The organism is Goodfellowiella coeruleoviolacea, assembly GCF_024171785.1.
GTDB classification, from domain to species: Bacteria; Actinomycetota; Actinomycetes; order Mycobacteriales; family Pseudonocardiaceae; genus Goodfellowiella; species Goodfellowiella coeruleoviolacea.
On sequence record NZ_JAMTCK010000017.1, the window covers coordinates 70,720 to 89,939 of the forward strand.

15 protein-coding genes and 1 tRNA gene are annotated in these 19,220 nt (G+C 70.7%); 13 read left to right on the forward strand and 3 right to left on the reverse strand.

Annotation, left to right across the window (positions count from 1 at the left end):
- A complete protein-coding gene (locus tag LX83_RS30625; protein ID WP_253777683.1) occupies positions 1-1,248 on the forward strand; it encodes an MFS transporter in 1,248 nt (415 codons plus the stop codon).
- A 225-nt stretch (positions 1,249-1,473) separates the two neighbouring features.
- Here the strand turns inward: LX83_RS30625 and LX83_RS30630 are convergent, their stop codons facing one another.
- Entirely contained in the window at positions 1,474-2,649 is a 1,176-nt protein-coding gene (locus LX83_RS30630) for an MFS transporter (protein WP_253777685.1), read from the reverse strand.
- Between the two features lie 169 nt (positions 2,650-2,818).
- On the opposite strand from LX83_RS30630, the gene LX83_RS30635 reads away from it, so the two are divergent.
- The 4 genes from LX83_RS30635 (at position 2,819) to LX83_RS30650 (ending at position 8,504) form a co-directional block, all read left to right on the forward strand.
- Positions 2,819-3,271, forward strand: a complete 453-nt coding sequence (locus LX83_RS30635) for a MarR family winged helix-turn-helix transcriptional regulator (protein ID WP_253777687.1) — start codon at positions 2,819-2,821, stop codon at positions 3,269-3,271.
- 481 nt (positions 3,272-3,752) lie between these two features.
- Positions 3,753-5,717: a prenyltransferase/squalene oxidase repeat-containing protein gene (locus tag LX83_RS30640; protein WP_253777689.1), complete on the forward strand. Its 1,965-nt coding sequence runs from the start codon at positions 3,753-3,755 to the stop codon at positions 5,715-5,717.
- Positions 5,718-6,085: 368 nt separating this feature from the next.
- Positions 6,086-7,831, forward strand: a complete 1,746-nt coding sequence (locus LX83_RS30645; RefSeq protein ID WP_253777691.1) for a glycosyltransferase — start codon at positions 6,086-6,088, stop codon at positions 7,829-7,831.
- A gap of 427 nt (positions 7,832-8,258) precedes the next feature.
- Positions 8,259-8,504 (forward strand): hypothetical protein, encoded by a 246-nt coding sequence (locus LX83_RS30650; protein ID WP_253777693.1) that lies wholly within the window; start codon positions 8,259-8,261, stop codon positions 8,502-8,504.
- A gap of 281 nt (positions 8,505-8,785) precedes the next feature.
- On the opposite strand, the gene LX83_RS30655 is transcribed toward LX83_RS30650, so the two are convergent.
- A tRNA-Arg gene (locus LX83_RS30655) sits at positions 8,786-8,861 on the reverse strand.
- Between the two features lie 402 nt (positions 8,862-9,263).
- On the opposite strand from LX83_RS30655, the gene LX83_RS30660 reads away from it, so the two are divergent.
- From LX83_RS30660 to LX83_RS30675, 4 genes are all read left to right on the forward strand, one after another.
- Positions 9,264-10,265, forward strand: a complete 1,002-nt coding sequence (locus LX83_RS30660) for a LysR family transcriptional regulator (RefSeq protein WP_253777695.1) — start codon at positions 9,264-9,266, stop codon at positions 10,263-10,265.
- A gap of 87 nt (positions 10,266-10,352) precedes the next feature.
- Positions 10,353-11,669: a peptidase C39 family protein gene (locus tag LX83_RS30665; protein ID WP_253777697.1), complete on the forward strand. Its 1,317-nt coding sequence runs from the start codon at positions 10,353-10,355 to the stop codon at positions 11,667-11,669.
- A 367-nt stretch (positions 11,670-12,036) separates the two neighbouring features.
- Positions 12,037-12,732: a DUF4232 domain-containing protein gene (locus LX83_RS30670; RefSeq protein ID WP_253777987.1), complete on the forward strand. Its 696-nt coding sequence runs from the start codon at positions 12,037-12,039 to the stop codon at positions 12,730-12,732.
- Positions 12,733-12,805: 73 nt separating this feature from the next.
- Positions 12,806-13,606, forward strand: coding sequence for an alpha/beta fold hydrolase (locus tag LX83_RS30675; RefSeq protein ID WP_253777699.1), 801 nt, complete (start codon positions 12,806-12,808; stop codon positions 13,604-13,606).
- Positions 13,607-13,660: 54 nt separating this feature from the next.
- Here the strand turns inward: LX83_RS30675 and LX83_RS30680 are convergent, their stop codons facing one another.
- Positions 13,661-14,407, reverse strand: a complete 747-nt coding sequence (locus tag LX83_RS30680; protein ID WP_253777702.1) for an SDR family NAD(P)-dependent oxidoreductase — start codon at positions 14,405-14,407, stop codon at positions 13,661-13,663.
- Positions 14,408-14,638: 231 nt separating this feature from the next.
- Here LX83_RS30680 and LX83_RS30685 point away from each other — a divergent pair, with 231 nt between their 5' ends.
- The 4 genes from LX83_RS30685 (at position 14,639) to LX83_RS38560 (ending at position 19,195) form a co-directional block, all read left to right on the forward strand.
- Complete coding sequence (locus LX83_RS30685; protein ID WP_253777704.1) at positions 14,639-15,514, forward strand: hypothetical protein; 876 nt, start codon at positions 14,639-14,641, stop codon at positions 15,512-15,514.
- Between the two features lie 181 nt (positions 15,515-15,695).
- Positions 15,696-15,956: a hypothetical protein gene (locus LX83_RS30690; protein WP_253777706.1), complete on the forward strand. Its 261-nt coding sequence runs from the start codon at positions 15,696-15,698 to the stop codon at positions 15,954-15,956.
- A gap of 1 nt (position 15,957) precedes the next feature.
- A complete protein-coding gene (locus LX83_RS30695; protein WP_253777708.1) occupies positions 15,958-16,209 on the forward strand; it encodes a hypothetical protein in 252 nt (83 codons plus the stop codon).
- 196 nt (positions 16,210-16,405) lie between these two features.
- A complete protein-coding gene (locus LX83_RS38560; protein WP_253777710.1) occupies positions 16,406-19,195 on the forward strand; it encodes an FtsK/SpoIIIE domain-containing protein in 2,790 nt (929 codons plus the stop codon).
- The last annotated feature ends 25 nt before the right edge of the window (positions 19,196-19,220 follow it).

The following is a 19,220-nucleotide window of genomic DNA, read 5'->3' on the forward strand; positions in this document are numbered from 1 at the left end:
ATGACTCGTCCGTCCACCCAGGACAGTGGCGGCAGCACATCGGCCGCCACACCGGGACAGGGCTCGGACACGTCGCACTGGCGGAGCGTCCTGATGCTCGGCTTCGGCACCTTCGCGATCGGTACCGACGAGTTCGTCCTCGCCGGCGTGCTGCCCGAGTTCAGCAAGTCACTGGGCGTCTCCATCGCCACGGCGGGGCAGGTCGTCACCGTCTTCGCGCTGACCTGCGCCGTGATGTCCCCGATCCTGGCCACCCTCACCGCTGTCTGGCCGCGCCACCGGGTGCTGAAGCTGTCCGTCCTGCTCTACCTGCTCGGCGTCGTCGGGACGGGGCTCGCCCCGAGCTTCCCGTGGGTGCTGATCGCCCAGGTCGTCGCCGCCTCCGGCGCCGGCCTGTACATCCCGGCGGCCAGCGTCACCGCCTCCGCACTGGTGGGCGCCGAGCGCCGCGGCCGGGCCATCGCCGCCGTCACCACCGGACTGACCGCCGCGACCGCGCTGGGCGCGCCGATCGGCACCGTGGTGGGCAGCGCGCTCGGCTGGCGGGCGACGATGTGGTTCATCACCGTGCTCACCGTGCTGAGCCTGATCGGCGTCCTCGCCCTCGTCCCCCGGGTGTCCGTGCCGGCCCCGGGCGGACTGCGCCAGCGCCTCGCACCACTGGGCGACCGCCGCGTGGTCGTCGTCCTGGCCACCACTCTGGTCGCGTTCACCGCCGCGTACGTCGTCTACACCTACATGGCCGAGGTGTTCGCCCCCGCCACCGGCGGCGACGGCACGCGGCTGGCCGTGCTCATGTTCGCCTTCGGCCTGACCGGCACGGCCGGCAACTACTACGCGGGCACGCTGGCCGACCGGTTCGGCGCGCGCCTGGTGGTCGGCGGCGCCGTCGCGCTGCTCGCGGTCAGCCTCGTCGTCCTCCCGTTCGCGACCGGCTCGTTCGCCGCCGCCCTCGTCATCACCGTGGTCTACGGCATCGCGGCGTGGGGCATCACCGCGCCCCAGCAGTCCCGGCTCATCGCGCTGAACCCCGCCTCGGCCCCCCTGCTCATCTCGCTCAACGCGGCGTTCCTCTACCTCGCCATCGCCTTCTCCGGCGTCATCGGGGCGGTGGGCATCGGCGCCATCGGCGCCCGGTGGATCAGCCTGATCGGTGCCGTGGTGGCCGTGCTCGCCCTGGCCCTGTCCGAACTGGGACACCGCCTGGCGACCGCCCGGTCCGCACCGGCCCCCGACCCCACCGCCTGACCCGCCCGACCGACCGGAACCCGCCCCACGCCTCGAAAACCGGGTCGAACCCGGCGACGCCGGCTCGACCGGAATACCCCAGCCGCCACCCGACGTCGAGTTCGGCGACGCCAGCCAGGTCGACTGCACCAGTGGCGGAGTTGTCCACAGTGGACCACTCAGGGCCGCCGGCGCCCGGTGCGCTGGCTCGACGCGCACCGGGCGCTGACGTGCCGCGCGGCGCGGTCACGCGGAGGTCGGTGCCGGCGCGGCCGCCGTCTCGCGCTTCTGCAGTGCCCCGGACACCAGGGTCACCACGAGCGCGGCCACGGCCATCGCCGCGCCGACCAGGTTGGGCGAGGTGTAGCCGCCACCCGCGTCGATGGCGAGGCCGCTGAGGTAGGCGCCCACGGAGATGCCCAGGTTGGCGGCTGACGCGGCGGCGGACGAGGCCAGCGTTGGCGCGCCAGCGGCCTTGTCGATGGCCCGGGTCATGAAGCCCGGCACGGTGGCGAAGCCGGCCGCGCCCAGCAGCACCAGCGTGATCACCGCGAGGACCTTGTTGGCCGAGGTCACCACGAAGGCCAGCAGCACCGCGGCGAGCAGCGCCTGCGCCACGTACAGGGTGGGCAACTGGGCGCGGTCGGCGAACCGGCCGCCGATCAGGTTGCCCGCCACCAGGCCGATGCCGAACAGCACCAGCAGCGGGGTGATGGTGCCGGTGGAGAAGCCGGTGACCTCGGTCAGCAGCGGGGCGATGTAGCTGAACGAGGCGAACAGCGCGCCGATGGACAGCGCCGCGGTACCCAGCGCGAGCCACACCTGCGGGCGCTTGAACACGGCCAGTTCGCGGCCGAGGTGGGCGTCGGTCGGCTTGGGCGTCGCGGGCACCATCGCGATCACGCCGACCAGGCTGACCAGGCCGATAACGGTGATCATCCAGAACGTGGCGCGCCAGCCGAGGGACTGGCCGATCCAGTTGCCCAGCGGCGCGCCGACCACGTTGGCGACGGTGAGCCCGGTGAACACCAGCGAGATGGCGCGGGAGCGCTTGTCCGGTGCCACCAGGTCGGCCGCGACCACCGAGGCGATGCCGAAGAACGCGCCGTGGCAGACCGCGGCCAGCACCCGGCCGGCCATCAGCAGGGCGTAGCCGGGAGCGAGCGCGGACAACAGGTTGCCGACGATGAACAGCACCATCAGCAGCACGAGCATGGTCTTGCGGGACTGCTTGGTGCCCAGCGCCGTGACCACCGGACCGCCGATGACGACGCCCAGCGCGTAGCCGGAGACGAGCAGACCCGCGGTGGTGATGCCGACCGACAGGTCCTGCGCGATCTCCGGCAGCAGGCCCATGATCACGAACTCCGTTGTGCCGATGCCGAAACTGCTGATCATCAGCGCGACGAGTGCGAGTGGCATCGCACCGGCCCCTTTCGTGGATACGGCCGTCACGACTGAACGACCGGTGAGAGTATGTACGTGCATAGTTTGTTTTCGACCTAGTATGAGTGTCAAGACTATGCACGTACATCTGTTGTTCAGGGCAGTGCTGCTGGTGCAAACTTGGTCCAGCGAAGGAGGTGCCCCCATGCCGCAGGCCGCGGGTCCCCAGCCCCGGATCGAACTGCCGACCGAGACCGAGCGCCGGTGGCACCGCCTCCGGTTGGCGGTGGGCCGGATCAACGAGCGGCTCGAACGCGCCCTGAGCCCGTACGGGCTGTCGCTGTCCGAGTACACCGCCCTCGCCGCGCTCCAGTTCTCCGACGACGGCGGCCACCTCCGCCAACAGGTGCTCGCCGACGCCGTGCCGCTCAACCAGAGTTCGCTGAGCCGCCTGGTGGCCCGTCTGGAACGGGAGGGGCTGACCGAGCGCTACCACTGCTACAACGACCGCCGGGGCGTCTACACGCAGATCACCGAGAAAGGCCGGCGCAAGGTGCACGAAGCCCGCACGGCCTACCTCGACACCCTGCGGGAAGCACTGGCCGACGAGGAAGCCGACGACCTGCTCACCGCGCTGTTCGCGGTCGGCGCGGAGTAGCGGTACGGCCGGGTGACGTTCCCCGTGTCGCGGCGACCGACGGGGCGCGACACCTCGGCTCCGCGCGGCCGGTCGGACCACGAACGGCGCTGACCGTCCGCCTCGGCACACCCAGACCGCCACGCGCCCCCTGCTGCTGCCCGGAGCGGCAAAGATCCGTGGCCGCGCGGCCCGGCGGCGGCTGCACCGGTGCGAGCTGCCCGGCCACCGGAATACGATGCGGCGACACCCTCACTCCCGACGTGGGAGAAGCCGGCTGTCGCGGCACCAACAGTGTGGCGGCGGCACACCTCGGCCCGGTCGGAAGCGCGCTCGGACCAGTGATGGGAAAGCCGGCGCGGCACCGGTACCACCCGATGCGTGGCTCGTTCCGGCCGATCGGCTGCCCGCGCCGACCGCCGGGCCCGGAGCAACCAGGTACATCCCCAGGACACCAGCACGGTCAGTTCGGTTGATGTCGCCGAACTGCGGAGAGGACCGCATGACCGCCCTTCAGACGTCGAGCCCGCTCGACGACCTCTGCGCTCTCCAGCACGACGACGGGCGTTGGGAAGCGGAGATGGTGTGGAGTGCCGGCCTGCTCGCCCACTACGTCATCGCGCGCCGCGTCGCCGGTCCGTGGCCGATGGACGCCGACGACGTCCGGGGAACCCTGCGCCAGTTCGAGGTCACGCGGCTGCCCGACGGGGCCTGGCCAGTGCACCTCGAAGGCGAGGGCAGCACGTCGGGCACGGTGCTGGCGTACGTGGCACTGCGGGTGCTCGGCGTCCCACCGGACGATGAACTCGTCGCGCGAGCGCGACGCTGGCTGCACGCACGTCCCAACGCCGTCCTGCACATGCCGTCAATGGCACGTGTCTGGCTCGCCGTGCTGGGCCTGTACGAATACGAGGGCATCGCGCCCATAACGCCGGAACTCCTGCTGGCGCCGACGTGGTTTCCCCTGCATCCCCACCGGTTCTCGTGTCACGTGCGGCAGGCCTACGCGGGAATGTCGCAGCTGTACGGCGCGAAGGTGCGGTTCGACCTCGGTGAGCTGACCGAACCGCTGCGCGCGGAGCTGTACGACCGTCCCTACCGGTCGATCGACTTCCGGGCGGCGAGGTTCCGGCTCGACGCACCGGAAGTGTGCGCGCCCCCTTCTGCCGCGGTCAGCTTTGCCTACCGCCTGCTCTCGTTGTACGAGCGGCGTCCGATCCCCGCGCTGCGGCGCGCCGCGCTGCGCAGGTCGGTCGCGCTCACCGAGGCCGACCGCATGGCGAGCGGCGGGCAGGGGCTCACCGTGTTGCACGGGCTGCTCGGACACCTCGGCCACGCCTCGTCCGCTCCACCGACCGCCGAACTCCACCGGCGGATCCTCGCGTTCGACGTCTGGCGGTGGCACGACGACCAGGAGGGACTGCGGTTCACCGGAGCCCGCTCCAGCAGTTGGGACACGGCGTTCGCGCTCCGCGCGTGTGCCGCCGCGCCGTCGACGCCCGCCGCCCGGGCAGCGGTGGCCAAGGCACATCGCTGGCTCCTCCGTCAGCAGGTGACCGAGGAACTCCCGAGTTCGGAGAACACCGGTCGTGACCCGGTGCTGGGTGGTTGGTGCTTCTCCGACGCAGCACACCGCTGGCCCGTGGCGGACTGCACCGCCGAAGCGCTGTCCGCTCTGCTCGTCGTCCGCGAGCGCGCCGACCTGCGCGCGGTCACCGAGCCCGTGCCGGTGCGCGCGCTCGTTGCCGGGGTGAAGTTCATCTTGAGCAGGCAGAACCGTGACGGAGGCTTCGCAACCTACGAACGAGCGCGGATGCCGAGGGTGTTCGAGCGGTTGAACATGACGGAGACCTACGTCGACTGCATGAGTGATCACTCCTATGTGGAGTGCACCGGCTCGTGCATCGCGGCCCTTGCCCGATTCCGCAGGGCTTGTCCTTCCGTGCACGCGCGCGTCATCGACGCGGCCATTCGGCGCGGCGTCGCCTACCTGAAGTCCCAGCAACGTCCCGACGGGAGCTACCGGGGGGAATGGGGCATCACGTTCACCTACGGCACCTTCTTCGCCCTGGAAGGGCTCGTCACCGCGGGAGTCAGCCGGTCAGATCCGGCCATCGCCAGGGCGGTCAGCTGGTTGCTGGCGACACAGCGTCGCGATGGCGGTTGGTCGGAGCACCATTCGAGCATGCTCTCGGGTGTCCACACCGAACTGCCCGAGGCCCACGCCGCCATGACCGCGTGGGCGGTGCTGGCCCTGCTGGCCGGCGGACTGCCCGACGATCACCCGGCTGTGCAACGGGGGAGGGACCGGCTCCTGGCGCTGCGCGCGGACCACGACGGGCGTGGGTGGCCGAAGCAGGCGGCCAACGGGGCGTTCTACGGTAGCGGCGTCCTCGACTACCGCCTCTACAAGGACGTCTTCCCCACCTGGGCGCTCGGCGCGCACAGCGCCGAGGCACGTGCGTGACAGGCGCTGCCGCGTGGCCACTCGTGGTCGCCGGTGGCCGCGCACCGACCCAGGTGTGCCCTTTTTGCTCGAACGTGCTGCCTGTTTGATTCCGCTGATTGACGAGGTGTTCGTGCGGCCCGTACCTTGACGTCATCAACAGCGGTGTGCCGCACGACTGCACCAGGGATGAGCGAAATATCTGTTTCGGCGCATGTCGCGGACGCTGATCGCTAAATCATAATCTCCTGGGGCTGGAGTAATTGAACGCTGTAATCAGCACGGTGACGGTATTCTGCGTCGCCCAGCTGGCTAGTGTGATTCTGTTGACGTGCAATCCGCACCGACGGAAACAATCGCACCGATCCGCACTGCACCACAACGTACTGGTGGTCAACGTACTCTGCTTCGCGCTGGGCTTGCTCGCCGCCGTGGCAGCCGGGGGAAGTTTCCTCCACTGCCTCGTCGTGGCGACGGTCGGGGCAATGGCCGGTGGAGTGGCCGGCCATCTCCTGGTCAACTTCTGGCCGGCCGGCACGACCTACATCGTGACCAAACTGGCGATGTGCGTGCTGTCGTTCGTCTGGTCCGTGTCGTTCGTGACCTTCATCGCCGATTACGGGATCAGCGTGCTGACCATCGCGCTGACCGTGGTCGGCCTGCTGCTTTCCATCGTGTTCCTCCCGTCTGATCTGCTCGTGGACCTTGAGACGTGGCAGGTGCTGTTCCGGTTCAGGTGGCGCAGGCAGGGTGGCACGGTGCGCACTCGTCCGCCGGAGTACGCGCCGATGGTTTCCGTGCAGGTGCCGATACACGCGGAGCCACCGGAGATCGTCATCCGGACTCTCGACGCGCTGAGTCGCCTCAACTACCCCAACTACGAAGTGATGGTGATCGACAACAACACGGCGGACGAGGCGTTGTGGCGGCCGGTGGCGGAGCACTGCGCGCGGCTGGGACCACGATTCCGGTTTCTGCACGTGGAGGGAATCGCCGGCGCCAAGGCAGGGGCGTTGAACTGGGCCCGGCCCTACATCGCGGCCGGCACCGAACTGGTGGGGGTGGTCGACGCCGACTACGTCGCGCACCCGGACTGGCTCGCCCACACCGTCGGGTACTTCCAGGACCCCGCCATGGGTTTCGTCCAGTGTCCGCACGCCTACCGCGACTACGAGTCGTCGGCCTTCGGCCGGATCGCCAACGCGGAGTACACCCCCTTCTTCCGCACGGCCATGATCGGCCTCGACGAAAACGGCGCGGGGATCACGGTGGGCACCATGTCGGTCATCCGGCTGGCCGCTCTGGACGGTGCCGGCGGATGGGCGGAGTGGTGCATGACCGAGGATTCCGAACTAGCCATCCGGATCCACGCCCAGGGATACACGTCGACCTACGTCGAACGCCCCTACGGTTGGGGGCTGATACCGGATACCTGGGCCGGGTACAAGAAGCAGCGATACCGGTGGACCTACGGGCCGGTCCAGGAGTGGCTCGCCCATCGTCGTCTTTTTTATCCCGGAAACAGCAGGATTCCGTCGCAACTCAATCTGGTGCAGCGGCTGTACCACGCGAACCACGGGCTGCGGAACTACATCTTGGGCATTCGGTTCGTCGGCCTCGCCTTCGGTCCGGTCGTCCTGCTTTCCATGATCGCGAACGGCGACATGTGGCCCGTGCCAGTCGGCTGGTTGGTCCCGTTCGCGGCCTTGTTCGTCACCAAGCAGGTCCTGCGCGTGGCGGAGTGCCGGCAGGTCCTGCGCTACACCGCTCGCGAGTTCCTTCGACTGACGATCGCCGCTCGGGCTCTCTTCTACGTGATCAGCGTGGCGTCGTTCGCCGCCGTTCTGGGGCGGAAGACGATGTGGCAACGGACCGACAAGTTCCGCCGGCGGCAACGGAGTTTCCCCGCACTGCAGGGCGCCGTCGTGGAGACCGTGCTCGCGGTGCTGTTCCTGGTTTTTGCCGTGTTGTCGGTCGCGGCACTGCCGATCGGGATCGTCTCGGTGGTGATGGCGGGCGGTTTCCTGTCGCAGTCGCTCACCTTCGCCGCCGCGCCGGCATTGGCGTACCTGTCAGCTCGCGACCTGGAACGGAGCGCGCTGCCGACTGAGACGATTCCACTCGTGAGCAGGTGAACCGGGTCCGCTGGGGTACCGCGGCGGCGAATGGTCGGCGTGTCCCGTGCTGGGACGCCGAACGCACGGCCCCGTCGAGGCCCGTGACCGCCGCGCCCCAGCACACTGTTCGCCGTGGACCCGCAGCGCCCTGGTCATCGCCGGACCGCACCCGAACGAACCGATCGGCTTGCTGACCGGGCCATACCTGGCCGGGCCGGTCGCCGAGGACGACCTCGGCTTCACGTGGCACCTCATCGGTCGCGTCGATCCGGCCGGCGATCTCGTGATTCCCCGGTAGAGGTCCAGCCCACCCCGCTAGCCTGGGTCGGTGCCCATGTCATCGGCCATCCGCGCTCAGGTGCGAACCTTTCTGGAGCCGGGGGACACGATTCGCTACATGTTTCCCGCCCAACTCGTACAGAGTGTGACTCCGTACGTCGTGATCGTGGTCAGTGATTCCGCGGTGACGGTGCTGTCCACCGGGTTGTTGGGGCGGAGCAAACCGAAATCCGTGCTGGCCAGGTATCCGCGAAGCACCAGCATCGGACCGGTCGACCCCACGCCGATCCCGACCTTCACGCTGTCCGGGATCCGATATGAGGTGGACGACGAGTACGTGCCCGTGATCAACGCCGCGGACGCGGAGAATTCCGCCGACTTCCTGCCGCCCGACCCACTGCCCGATCTCTGACCAGTCCGGTTCCGCCGGTCCTGGTGGCGATCCTGCGCGATCAGCTCGATCGGTTGGGCACGGCGACGGTCGGGCTGCTCTTCTGCTCCCCAGTGGCGGCGTGGTGTCCCCGCCCACCTACTTCCGGGTGTGGAGGGGCACGGGCCCACCCGCTCGCCCCGGGCCGGGTGGCCTCTCCCCCGGCCGGTCCCACGACCCGCGGCCATCGCGACTGCCCGGGAAAAAGATCAGCCCCTGACCGCGTTTCCGCTGGTCAGGGGCTGATTTCACCCGGTGAAAGGTGGTGCCCCCGGCAGGATTCGAACCTGCGACACACGGTTTAGGAAACCGATGCTCTATCCCCTGAGCTACGAGGGCTGGTCGTGCTCGTCGGCGTCTAGCTTAACCGGCCGGGGCGGGGTGGCTGCGAGCGGGTTGGGTCGTCCCGGCGTGCCGGCTGGCGGCGGATGGGCGTCCACGGCCGGGGTCGAGGGTGGCCGTCAACCCACGGGTGCTGCTGGGCCTGAGTGGACAGTCTGTTTGGGACGCGCCGGGAACAGGTGCGACGCGCAATTCCGACTTGCGGCGCTGGCGGTTAGCGCAGGTGGTGGCGGCACGCCATACCACCAAAGAGGTAAACGGCGGAGAATCGGCGGAACGATTCCAGGTGGGATGGACGCGGAGGCACAACTGGTAAAAGTCCGGGAAAACGCCAGGCGATTCGATTTATGACCCGAACGCTGGCTGGTGCGGCCTCCCCATGAGGGATAGAAGGTCGTTATGCCCGAACTTGAACTACGGCACCTGAGGGCGGTCTGCGCGATCGCCGAGGAGGGCAGCGTCACCAAGGCAGCGGCCCGTCTCGGGCTCACCCAGCCCGCGCTGAGCGCGCAACTCCGGTCGATGGAGCGACTGGTGGGCGGGAAGCTGTTCGAGCGCACCACCTCGGGCAGCGTCCCCACCGACCTGGGGCGCTATGTGGTCGGCTCGGCCAGGGAGGTGCTGGACGACTTCAGCCAGCTGCTGGTCACGGCACGTCAGCGGGCCGCCGGCCCGGCGGTGGGGCGGCTGGTCGCGGCGGCCATGCCACTGCTGTTCGTCGGGCAGCTGGTGGCCGAGCTGCGGGCGCGCATCGCGTGTTCGGAGGTGCGCACCGAGATCGAGTCGTCCGGGCCGGTGCTGTTGGACATGCTGGTCTCCGGGCGGGTGAACCTGGCCGTGTTCGAGCGGTTCGAGGGGATGGAACGCCGACAGCTGCGCGGTGTGCGGGTGCGCACCCTGCTGGTGGAGCCGCAGTTCGTGGCGGTGGCGGAAACGCATCCGCTGGCCGCGGACAAGGTGATCGACCTGGTCGATCTGGCCAACTGCGAGTGGGTGGTGCCGCCGCCGGACCACAACAGTCTGCGAATGCAGTTGCACGCGGCCTGTCTGGCCGCTGGATTCACCCCGAAAATCACCCATTACACCTCGGAGAGCAGCACGGCCCGCGCATTGGTGTCCGCTGGCGCGGTTTCCCTGGCCGCCCCGGCCTCGCGCAGTGGCGACGGAATCGTCATCCGGCCGTTGCGGGGGGATCCGCTCTCCGTTCCGGTGATCGTGGCGACCAGGCTGGACGGCCCGCTGGAGGGCAAGGCGGACGAGGTGTTCACCTGCGCGGCCCGGGCCTACCGGGCGATGGTCGAGCGCAATCCGGCCTTTGCCCGGTGGTGGGCGGACCACCCGCAGGCGCACCAGGAGCTGGACGCCGCGCTCCGGGCCGATCGGCCGAACCGGTTGACTTGACCCGCCGCCAACGTCAGGCGTTTACATTGCATGCCCAAACCACGAAAATCCCTGGCTATACCCGTTTGCCGAGGTGAGGTGGTCAGGATGCGCCCGGTTCGGACAACCGCCGCCGCCCTGCTCAGCAGTGCGCTGGTCGCGTCGGCCGCGGTGACGGCGACCGCGGCGGAGGCCGCCGACGCCCCCGCCCAGGATGCCGCCCCCGTGGACTACCACGAGTGGCGCTCGCCGGACGACTGGCGGCAGGGCACGGCCAACGGCACCGCGGTCACGCCCGCCGGGCTGACCATCGGACGACCGGCCGGCACCACCACGCACACCGAGCCCGGCCTGGGCACCCGGACCTACGAGTACGCCTCCTGGACCTCGCCCCGCCACGCCCCGGGCTTTCCGGCCACGCAGTTGGTCGCCTCGTGGAACGCCGACACCCCGGAGGGGACCTGGCTGGAGGTGGCGATGCGCGGGCACACCGCGGCCGGCACCGACACCGCGTGGTACGTGCTGGGCCGCTGGGCGGCGAAGGACACCGACATCAAGCGCACCAGCGTGACCGGACAGTCCGATGTGGACGGGATGGTCGACGTGGACACCTACCAGACCGCGGCGGGCACGCGGCTGGTCGGCTACGACCTGCGCGTCACCCTGTACCGGCGGGTCGGGCTGGCCGCCTCGCCCACGCTGTCCATGGTCGGCGCCATGACCTCGGCCATCCCGGACCGGTTCACCGTGCCGACCAGCCCGTCGGGTGGTGCCTGGGGCATCGAGCTGCCGGTCCCCCGCTACTCGCAGAACACCCACGCCGGCCGCTACCCGCAGTACGGCGGTGGCGGGGAGAACTGGTGCAGCCCCACCTCCACCGAGATGGTGGTGGAGTACTGGGGTCGCGGCCCCAGCCGGCACGACCTGTCCTGGGTGGACCCCGGCTACAGCGACCCGAGCGTGGACCACGCCGCGCGGTTCACCTACGACCACGCCTACGAGGGCACCGGGAACTGGCCGTTCAACACCGCCTACGCGGCCACCTACGGGCTGTGGGGGCACATCACCCGACTGGGCTCGCTCACCGAGCTGGAGCAGTACACCAAGCGCGGCATCCCGGTGATCACCTCGCAGTCGTTCCTGGCCAGCGAGTTGGACGGGGCCGGATACGGCACGGCCGGGCACATCATGGTCGTCATCGGGTTCACCCCCACCGGGGACGTGATCGTCAACGACCCGGCCTCGCCGAACAACACCGCCGTGCGGCACGTGTACAAGCGGGCCCAGTTCGAGACCGTGTGGCAGCGGACCAAGCGCATCCTGGCCAACGGCGCCACCGGCAGCGGTCCGGGTGGCGTTGCCTACATCATCACCCCGCCGGGCACCCGGCTGCCGGCCGCTCCCGCGCGCGACACCGCCGAGTGAAGTCCAGCCCCACCACGCACTTCCCCGCGGCCAACAGGTCCACAGTGGACTTGTTGGCCGCGGCGTGCACGCCTGGGGTTATCACCGGGTGCGAGCGGGTACACCGACGGTAGTGACCCGAGCGGGTGCTCCCCGACCACGGGGACCGAGCGGGTTCGAAGGGGGTGTGCGACGACAACCAACGGGGTGGCGCAACCGGACGACCTGCGACGACGAGCGCGACTTCGAAAAAAACCGGCATTTCGTACGGCCGATCCGGTGAATTTTGGACGAGCGCACTCAACCGAACCACCCCGCCGTACGTCCTCTTCACATAGGGCCAGGACGCACTACACCCGCCAGAGCGCGGGCCCAGGAGGTGGACACTATGGTCCTCGCCGGAAATCGGATCGCGTGCGGAGTCCTCGCCGTGGTGGCTGGTGCCGCGCTGGCGGCCTGCGGAGCGAGACCGGACACGGCGGCGCAGGGGCTGACCACGTCGGCGGGCTCAGCCAGCAGCGGCACCGTGACCGCGCAGAGTCCGACCACGGGCGAGACCACGCCGGCCGGCTCCGACGCGGTCACCCAGCAGGTGCCGGTCCAGCCGACGATCGTCCTGTCGGCGACGCAGCAGCAGCGGCCGCAGCAGCAGGACTCCGGTGGCACGCCCCGGTGTTCGGCCAGCACGCTCACGGCCAAGGTGACCAACGAGGACGCCGCCGCGGGCAACCGCTACGCGCGCCTGGAGGTCACCAACGTCAGCAAGACCGGGTGCACCCTGTACGGCTACGGCGGCATGCAGCTGCTCACGTCGGACAACCAGCCGGTGCCCACCAACATGCAGCGGGTCGCCAACCCCGGCCCGTCGCTGGTCGCCCTGGAGCCGGGCGCCACGGCAGTGGCCAACCTGCACTGGACGGCCGTGCCCTCCGGTGACGAACCGGACACCGCCGCCTGCGAGCCCGAGGCGACCAAGGCGATCGCCATCCCGCCGGACGAGACCGAGCCGATGACCTTCACCTGGAACCTCGGCCCGGTCTGCGACCACGGCCGCATCGAGGGCAGCGCCTACCACCGGCCGTGAGCGGTGGTTGAACCGCCGATGCTCGGTGGCCCCGCCAGCAACCGCGGGGCCGCCGTGTGCTGGGGTGGGTGGCGTGGTTGAACCAGTCGAGTCGAACCTGCCCGGACACGGCGGCAGCCTCGCCGTCCACACCTGGCCCAACCCCGACGCGCGCTGGCGGGCCGTGCTGGTGCACGGCTACGGCGAGCACCTCGGCCGGTACCAGCACGTGGCCGACGCGCTGGTCGCCGCCGGTGCCGTGGTGGTCGGGCCGGACCACGTCGGCCACGGCCGCTCCGCGGGCGAGCGCGTGCTGATCCGCGACGTCGAGGCCGTGGTCGACGACGTGCACGCGGCAGCGGCGACCGTGGCCGGCGACCTGCCCACCGTGGTGATCGGGCACTCCATGGGCGGGCTGATCGCGGCCCGCTACGCCCAGCGCCACCGCGACGAACTGGCCGCGCTGGTGCTGTCCGGCCCGGTGCTGGGCACCTGGCACGTGCTGGACCTGTTGGAGCACGAGCAGATCCCGGACACCCCGATCGATCCGGCGACGCTGTCCCGCGATCCCGCGGTCGGCGCCGCCTACCAGGCCGACCCGCTGGTGTGGCACGGCCCGTTCCGCCGGGAGACGCTGGCGGCGCTGGAGGCCGCCGTCGACGCGGTGAACTTCGGCGGCCCGCTGGAGGGCCTGCCCGTGCTGTGGGTGCACGGGGAGGACGACGAACTGGTGCCGCTGGAGGAGACCAGGACCGGCACCGACCGCATCCGCGGCCTGGAGTTCGTCGAGCGCATCTACCCGGGCGCGCGGCACGAGGTGTTCAACGAGACCAACAAGGACGAGGTGCTGGGCGAGGTGACCGCGTTCGTCCGGCAGACCCTCGCCCTGGACTGAGACCACACCGGGTGGGGCGGCCACCAGAGCGCGGCCACCCCACCCGGCCCGGTGTCACCAGCCCTGGTCGGTGGGCCGCACCAGGATCTCGTTGACCGAGACGTGCGCGGGCTGGGTCACCGCCCACACCACGGCGTTGGCGATGTCCTCCGGCTGCAACTGGCGGATGCTCTCCGCGCTCCGGACGATCGACGCCTTGGCGTCGGCGTCGGTGATGTGCTCGCGCAGCTCGGTCGCGACGATGCCCGGCTCGACCACGACCACGCGCACGCCGTCCTGGTAGACCTCCTGGCGCAGCGACTCGCTGAACGCGTTCACCCCCCACTTGGTGGCGTTGTACACGCCGGTGCCGGCGCGCACGGTCCGCCCGGCCGTGGACGACATCTGCACCACCGCGCCCTTGCGCTCGACCAGGTGCGGCAGGGCCGCGTGGGTCATGAACATCAGCCCGAGCACGTTGGTGTTGACCATGCGCGTCCAGTCCGTGGTGTCCGCGCCGTTGATCCTGCCGAGCAGCATCACGCCCGCGTTGTTCACCAGCACGTCCAGCCCGCCGAACTCGCTGACCGTGGCGGCAACGGCCGCGCGGCAGGACGCCTCGTCGGTGACGTCCAGGTCCAGGGTGAGCACGCGCGCGCCCGCGTCGGTCAGCCGTTGGGCCAGCCCGGCCAGCCGGTCCGCCCGCCGCGCGCCGATCGCCACCGCGGCCCCGGCCTCGGCCAGCGCCACCGCGGTGGCCTCCCCGATGCCCGACGACGCCCCGGTGACCAGCGCGACCTTGCCCTGCAGTTGCTGCGACATGGCGTTCCTTCCCTCGACTTGCTGCGCTGGATTTGCTCGGCGCCGCGCTCGCTCCGCTCCTCGCTCGCTGACGCTCGCTGCGATGCTCACTCGCTGTCGCCTTGCTGGTCCAGCCAACACCCTGGAGCCCACTCCAGGTCAAACCCGCTCCCCGGCCCGCGCAAGTCGGAAGTCCCAGGCGGTGGCCCGAGCTGTCGGGGGTGCGGTGACCTCGTGGACAATCGCCTGTCGATGACGGACCAAGACCTCGAACTGCTGATCACCGTGGTGGTGGCGGCCGATGACGACCGGCAGGCGCGGGACGCCTGTCGGGAGCTGGTCGCGCACACCGGGGGCCGGATCGTGGCAAGCGGGGACTGCTCGGACGAGGAGCCCGGCTGCTGGGCGGTGACGGTCAGCGTGGTCAGTGCCGAGCGGGCCGACTACCACACGGCTGCCGCGCTGGCCAGGGCTGTTCGGCAGTTCGTGCGGTCGCTGCGGCCGGAGTTCCCGGTGCCGCCGGTGTCCTGCGAGCCGCCGACCGCGTGGACCGTGCTGGACGACCCGGAGCTGATCGACGAGTGGGTGCCCGGGGCGGAGCGGCTGCTGGTGGAGGCGTGGGCGGGCGGCGATCCCCACGAGCGCGGCGCGCCCCCGGCCGAACCCGAGCCCGAGCCGGAACCGGCCGCGCAACCGACGCCGACGCCGGCCAACGCCACCGGACCGGACGGCGAGCCGGTGCGGTTGTGGCTGCGGGTGGACGTTGTCGCCGATCACACGGCCGGGGCGGAATGGCAGGCACGGGCGGTAGCCAGCCGGATCGTCCAATCGGGCGCAATCCAGGGCGTCACCGCGCGGGACGGGGTACTCAGCGTGCAGGTTGACCTGGGCACGAGCCGGCAGGGCGGGGAACGGGCCCTGCGGACGGCGGTGTCCTCGCTGGGCCGCACGGGGTGGTCGCCGATCCGGTCGGACAACGGGGTCAGCAGCATTGGCTGGACCGCGGAAACCAGGCCCTCATCAGGCATTACCGCACTGGAACTGCGGGCGGTGCCCGAGCAGGGCGCGGGCGCGCCGGCGGCTCCGGGCAGCGGGGTTCCGCCCGGTCCGGCCCCGGCGCGGGGGTGAGCGGGCCACGGCTGACCGGCCCAGGGCAGCGGCGCGGGTTGTCGGTTGCCACTAGTACGACCGGGTGGACCGCGCAACACTCCGTTCGGCCGATTCTTCTTGTGTCCCATCAGAAATCAGGTACTACTTTTCACAGGGGCGGCCGTCCGGTCGCCGGTAGGCAATGGGAGACGCAGGCCAGATGGCAACCATCGAAGAGGTGCGGTCAGCCGTTGTCCGAGCCGCGGACATGGCCAACGAGTGCATCCAGTTCATGCAGGAGGTGACCAAGCGGGCCGAGGAGATCCAGAACCTGCTGTCCACCACCATGCAGGGCACCTCGCAGAACGACGTCGACCAGGTCAAGGGCCAGTTCGCCAAGCTGCTCAGCGACAGCAACGAGCTGTTGCAGGGCTTTGACGCCGGCCGCTCCGACATCGACGACGTCGCCAACAGGCTGTGAGATGACGTCGATCCAGGAGGTCCAGGCGGTTCTCGACACGATCCGCGACCTGTTGGCCGAGATGTACCGCGGCGCCAGCTCGGCCAGGGACCGGCTCGACGAGGCCATCGAGCTGTTGACCGAGACCAGCCGCACCCATCACGAATCACTGGTGCCCGCCGGATTCGCCGTGGTCAGCGAGCGCATGCCGGACTTCCTCGGGCAGATCTCGGCCAGCATGCAGTCCGTGGAGACGCTGGCGGCGCGGTTGTAGCCCGGTCGCGTCCGGTGTGGTCCCGGTGGTCCGATTCGACCGGAACAGCGGTGGTGACCCGACCGGAACGCTGGGATACCGGAGAGCGCACTGGGCCTCGGCCAGCTCGATGGCGAGCGACGGGCCGTCGTGGCTGGTAATTTTGATTTGATCTTGGGTTCTCGCCCGGTCGTGAACCGATGCCGTGAGGTGGGCTGTGAGCAGGCGAGACGAGCGTCGCACACGAATCAAGCAGGCCTTCGCCGAGTTCCGCGTGGCCGTGGCGGCGGCGCTGGGCTCGGCGGCCAGACAGCACCACCGGGTGGCCGTGGCGCGGGCCAAGGACATGTTCGAGCTGATGCTCCGGCGGGCCGGCATCGACGCGGCGCTGCGCGATCCCGCCCTGGCCAAGGCACTGCACAACCCGGTGCTGACCGACCGGCTCGGCAAGGCGCTCGACGACCGCGAGGAGATCTTCGCCGAGTGGACCTCGGCCGGCCCCGACCAGCTGATCAGCCTGGTTGACCAGGCCGCCCCCGGCACGGCCAGCGCGCCGTGGGAGTCCTGGCTGGGCCAGCCGGGCACGGCCGACGGCAGCGCGGCCATCCCGGAGCTGTGGCGGATCGGCACCGCGGTGGTGGACAGCGCGCCCAAGCACCAGCCGTTCCCGGTCGCGGTGCCCCTGCTCGACCAGGCGCACCTGCACGTGTCCTCGACGGTGGACAGCCGCGCGCTGGCCGAGACGCTGGTGGAGAACCTGCTGCTGCGGGTGCTCAGCTACTTCCAGCCGGGCCTGGTGCACGTGCACGTGTGGGACACCGGCCAGCTCACCGGGTCACTGCCCGGCCTGTACCCGCTGACCAGGGCCGGCCTGCTCACCGTGCACGACCCGGCGCGGCTGCACGAGCTGCTCGACGAGCTGTCCGAGCACATCCGGCGCATCCACACCAACATGCTGGTGGAGGGGCACACCTCGCTGCGGGCGGCGGCCGGCGCGGGCACCAGGCGCACCGAGCCGTGGCGGATCGCCGTGCTGTTCGGCAACCGCTCCGCGCTCAAGGAGGAGTTGCAGCAGAAGCTCCAGCGGGTCGCCCGCAACGGCCTGGCCTGCGGTATCCAGCTGGTCATCGTGGACATCCCGGTCACCGTGAACAGCCCGGGGGAAACCGTGCTGCTCGCCGACGACCAGACCGCGCGGTGCACGATGACCGGCCGGCACGCCACCGTGACGCTGGACCCGGCGCTGCCCCGCACCCGGGTGCCCCGGGCGTGCGCGGCGATCGCCGAGGCGCTGGAGGAGCGGCGGTCCCGGCTGGGCACGTTCGCCGACCTGCTGCCCGGCCAGCTGTGGACGGAGACCTCGGCGGCCGGGGTGAGCACACCGGTCGGTTACCGGGACGGCGAGCCGGTGCTGCTGCACCTGGGCGACGCGTCACCGCACGCGCTGGTGGGCGGGCCGAGCGGGTCGGGCAAGACGAACTTCCTCTACGCCATGCTGGCCGGGCTCACCGCCCGCTACGGGCCGGACGAGCTGGAGCTGTACCTGCTCGACTTCAAGGAGGGCGTGTCCTTCGCCCAGTTCACCCCGGGCCGCAAGGACCCGAGCTGGCTGCCGCACGCGCGGCTGGTCGGGGTGAACGTGAACACCGACCGCGAGTTCGGCGTGGCCCTGCTGCGGTTCCTGGCCGAGGAGATGCGCCGCCGGGCGGACGCGGCCAAGCGCCACGAGGTGACCAAGCTGGAGGAACTGCGGGCCGAGGACCCGGACGGCCGGTGGCCGCGGATCGTGGCGGTGATCGACGAGTTCCAGTTCCTGTTCGCCGAGCGGGACGCGGTGACCAGCCAGGCGACCGCGCTGCTGGAGGACGTGGCGCGGCGCGGCCGGTCCCAGGGCATCCACCTGGTGCTGGCCAGCCAGGACGTGGCCAGCATCGAGTCGTTCTGGCTGCGGCCGGCCATCTTCGAGCAGTTCATCGTGCGGGTGGCGCTGCCCAAGTCGCGCAAGGTGCTGGTCGAGGTGCACAACGACGCCGCGATCAACCTGCCCCGCTGGCACGCGGTGGTCAACCACGAGTCCGGGGTGCGCCAGGGCAACGAGATCGCCCGCATCCCGGACGCCACCAGCCGGGGCACCTTCGACGAGTTGCAGCACCGGCTGTGGCGGCAGCGGCCGGCCGAGCTGACCAGCCCCCGGCTGTTCGACGGCAGCATCACCCCGGCGCTGGACGACATGGCCGACTTCCGGGCGCTGCGGCCCGGCCCGGCCGTGCCGGTGGCGCTGCTCGGCCAGGTCATCGACGTGGCGTCCAGCGCGGTGCGGGTGCGGATGGAGCGCGCGCCCGGCCGCAACATCGCGGCCATCGGGTCGGTGGTGGCCGAGGCCGCGGCCACCATCGGCGGTGCGGTGCTGTCGCTGGCCGCGCAGCACGAGCCGGGCGAGGCGCGGTTCACCCTGGCCTGTCTGGTGGACGCGGCCCACCCGTGGGTGGACCAGGTGGCCAAGCGGCTGCGCTCGGCCGGCCACGAGCCCCAGCTGGTGCGGCTGGAGGACGTCAAGGCGCTGCTGGCCGACCTGGCCGGCGAGCTGACCGGACGGCTGACCGGGGAGCGGGTGTCCCAGCCGCAGCCGCACTACCTGGCGTTGTACGGGGTGGACGCGGCGCACGCCATCCTGGAGGAGAAGGACCCGAAGACCCGACGCTCGGGTCTGGACGACCTGCGCACGGTGCTGCGGCACGGCCCGGAGAACCGAACACACGTGCTCGGCTGGTGGCGCGGGGTGAACCGGTTGAAGGCGAGCATGCCGATCGGCTCGACCGACGATCTCGGGCCGTGGGTGGCCTTTGACGTGCAGGGGTCCGAGTTGGGCTCGCTGGTGCCCGGCGCGCCGGTGAACTGGTCGCCGCGCCCGCACCGGGGGCTGTTCTTCGACCGGTTCGAGCACGCCCGGCCGCAGGTGGTGATCCCTTTCGACTTCGGTGACGAGGTCGGCGGGGACGGCGGGTGAGCAGGCCCGGCGAACAGGGCGGGTG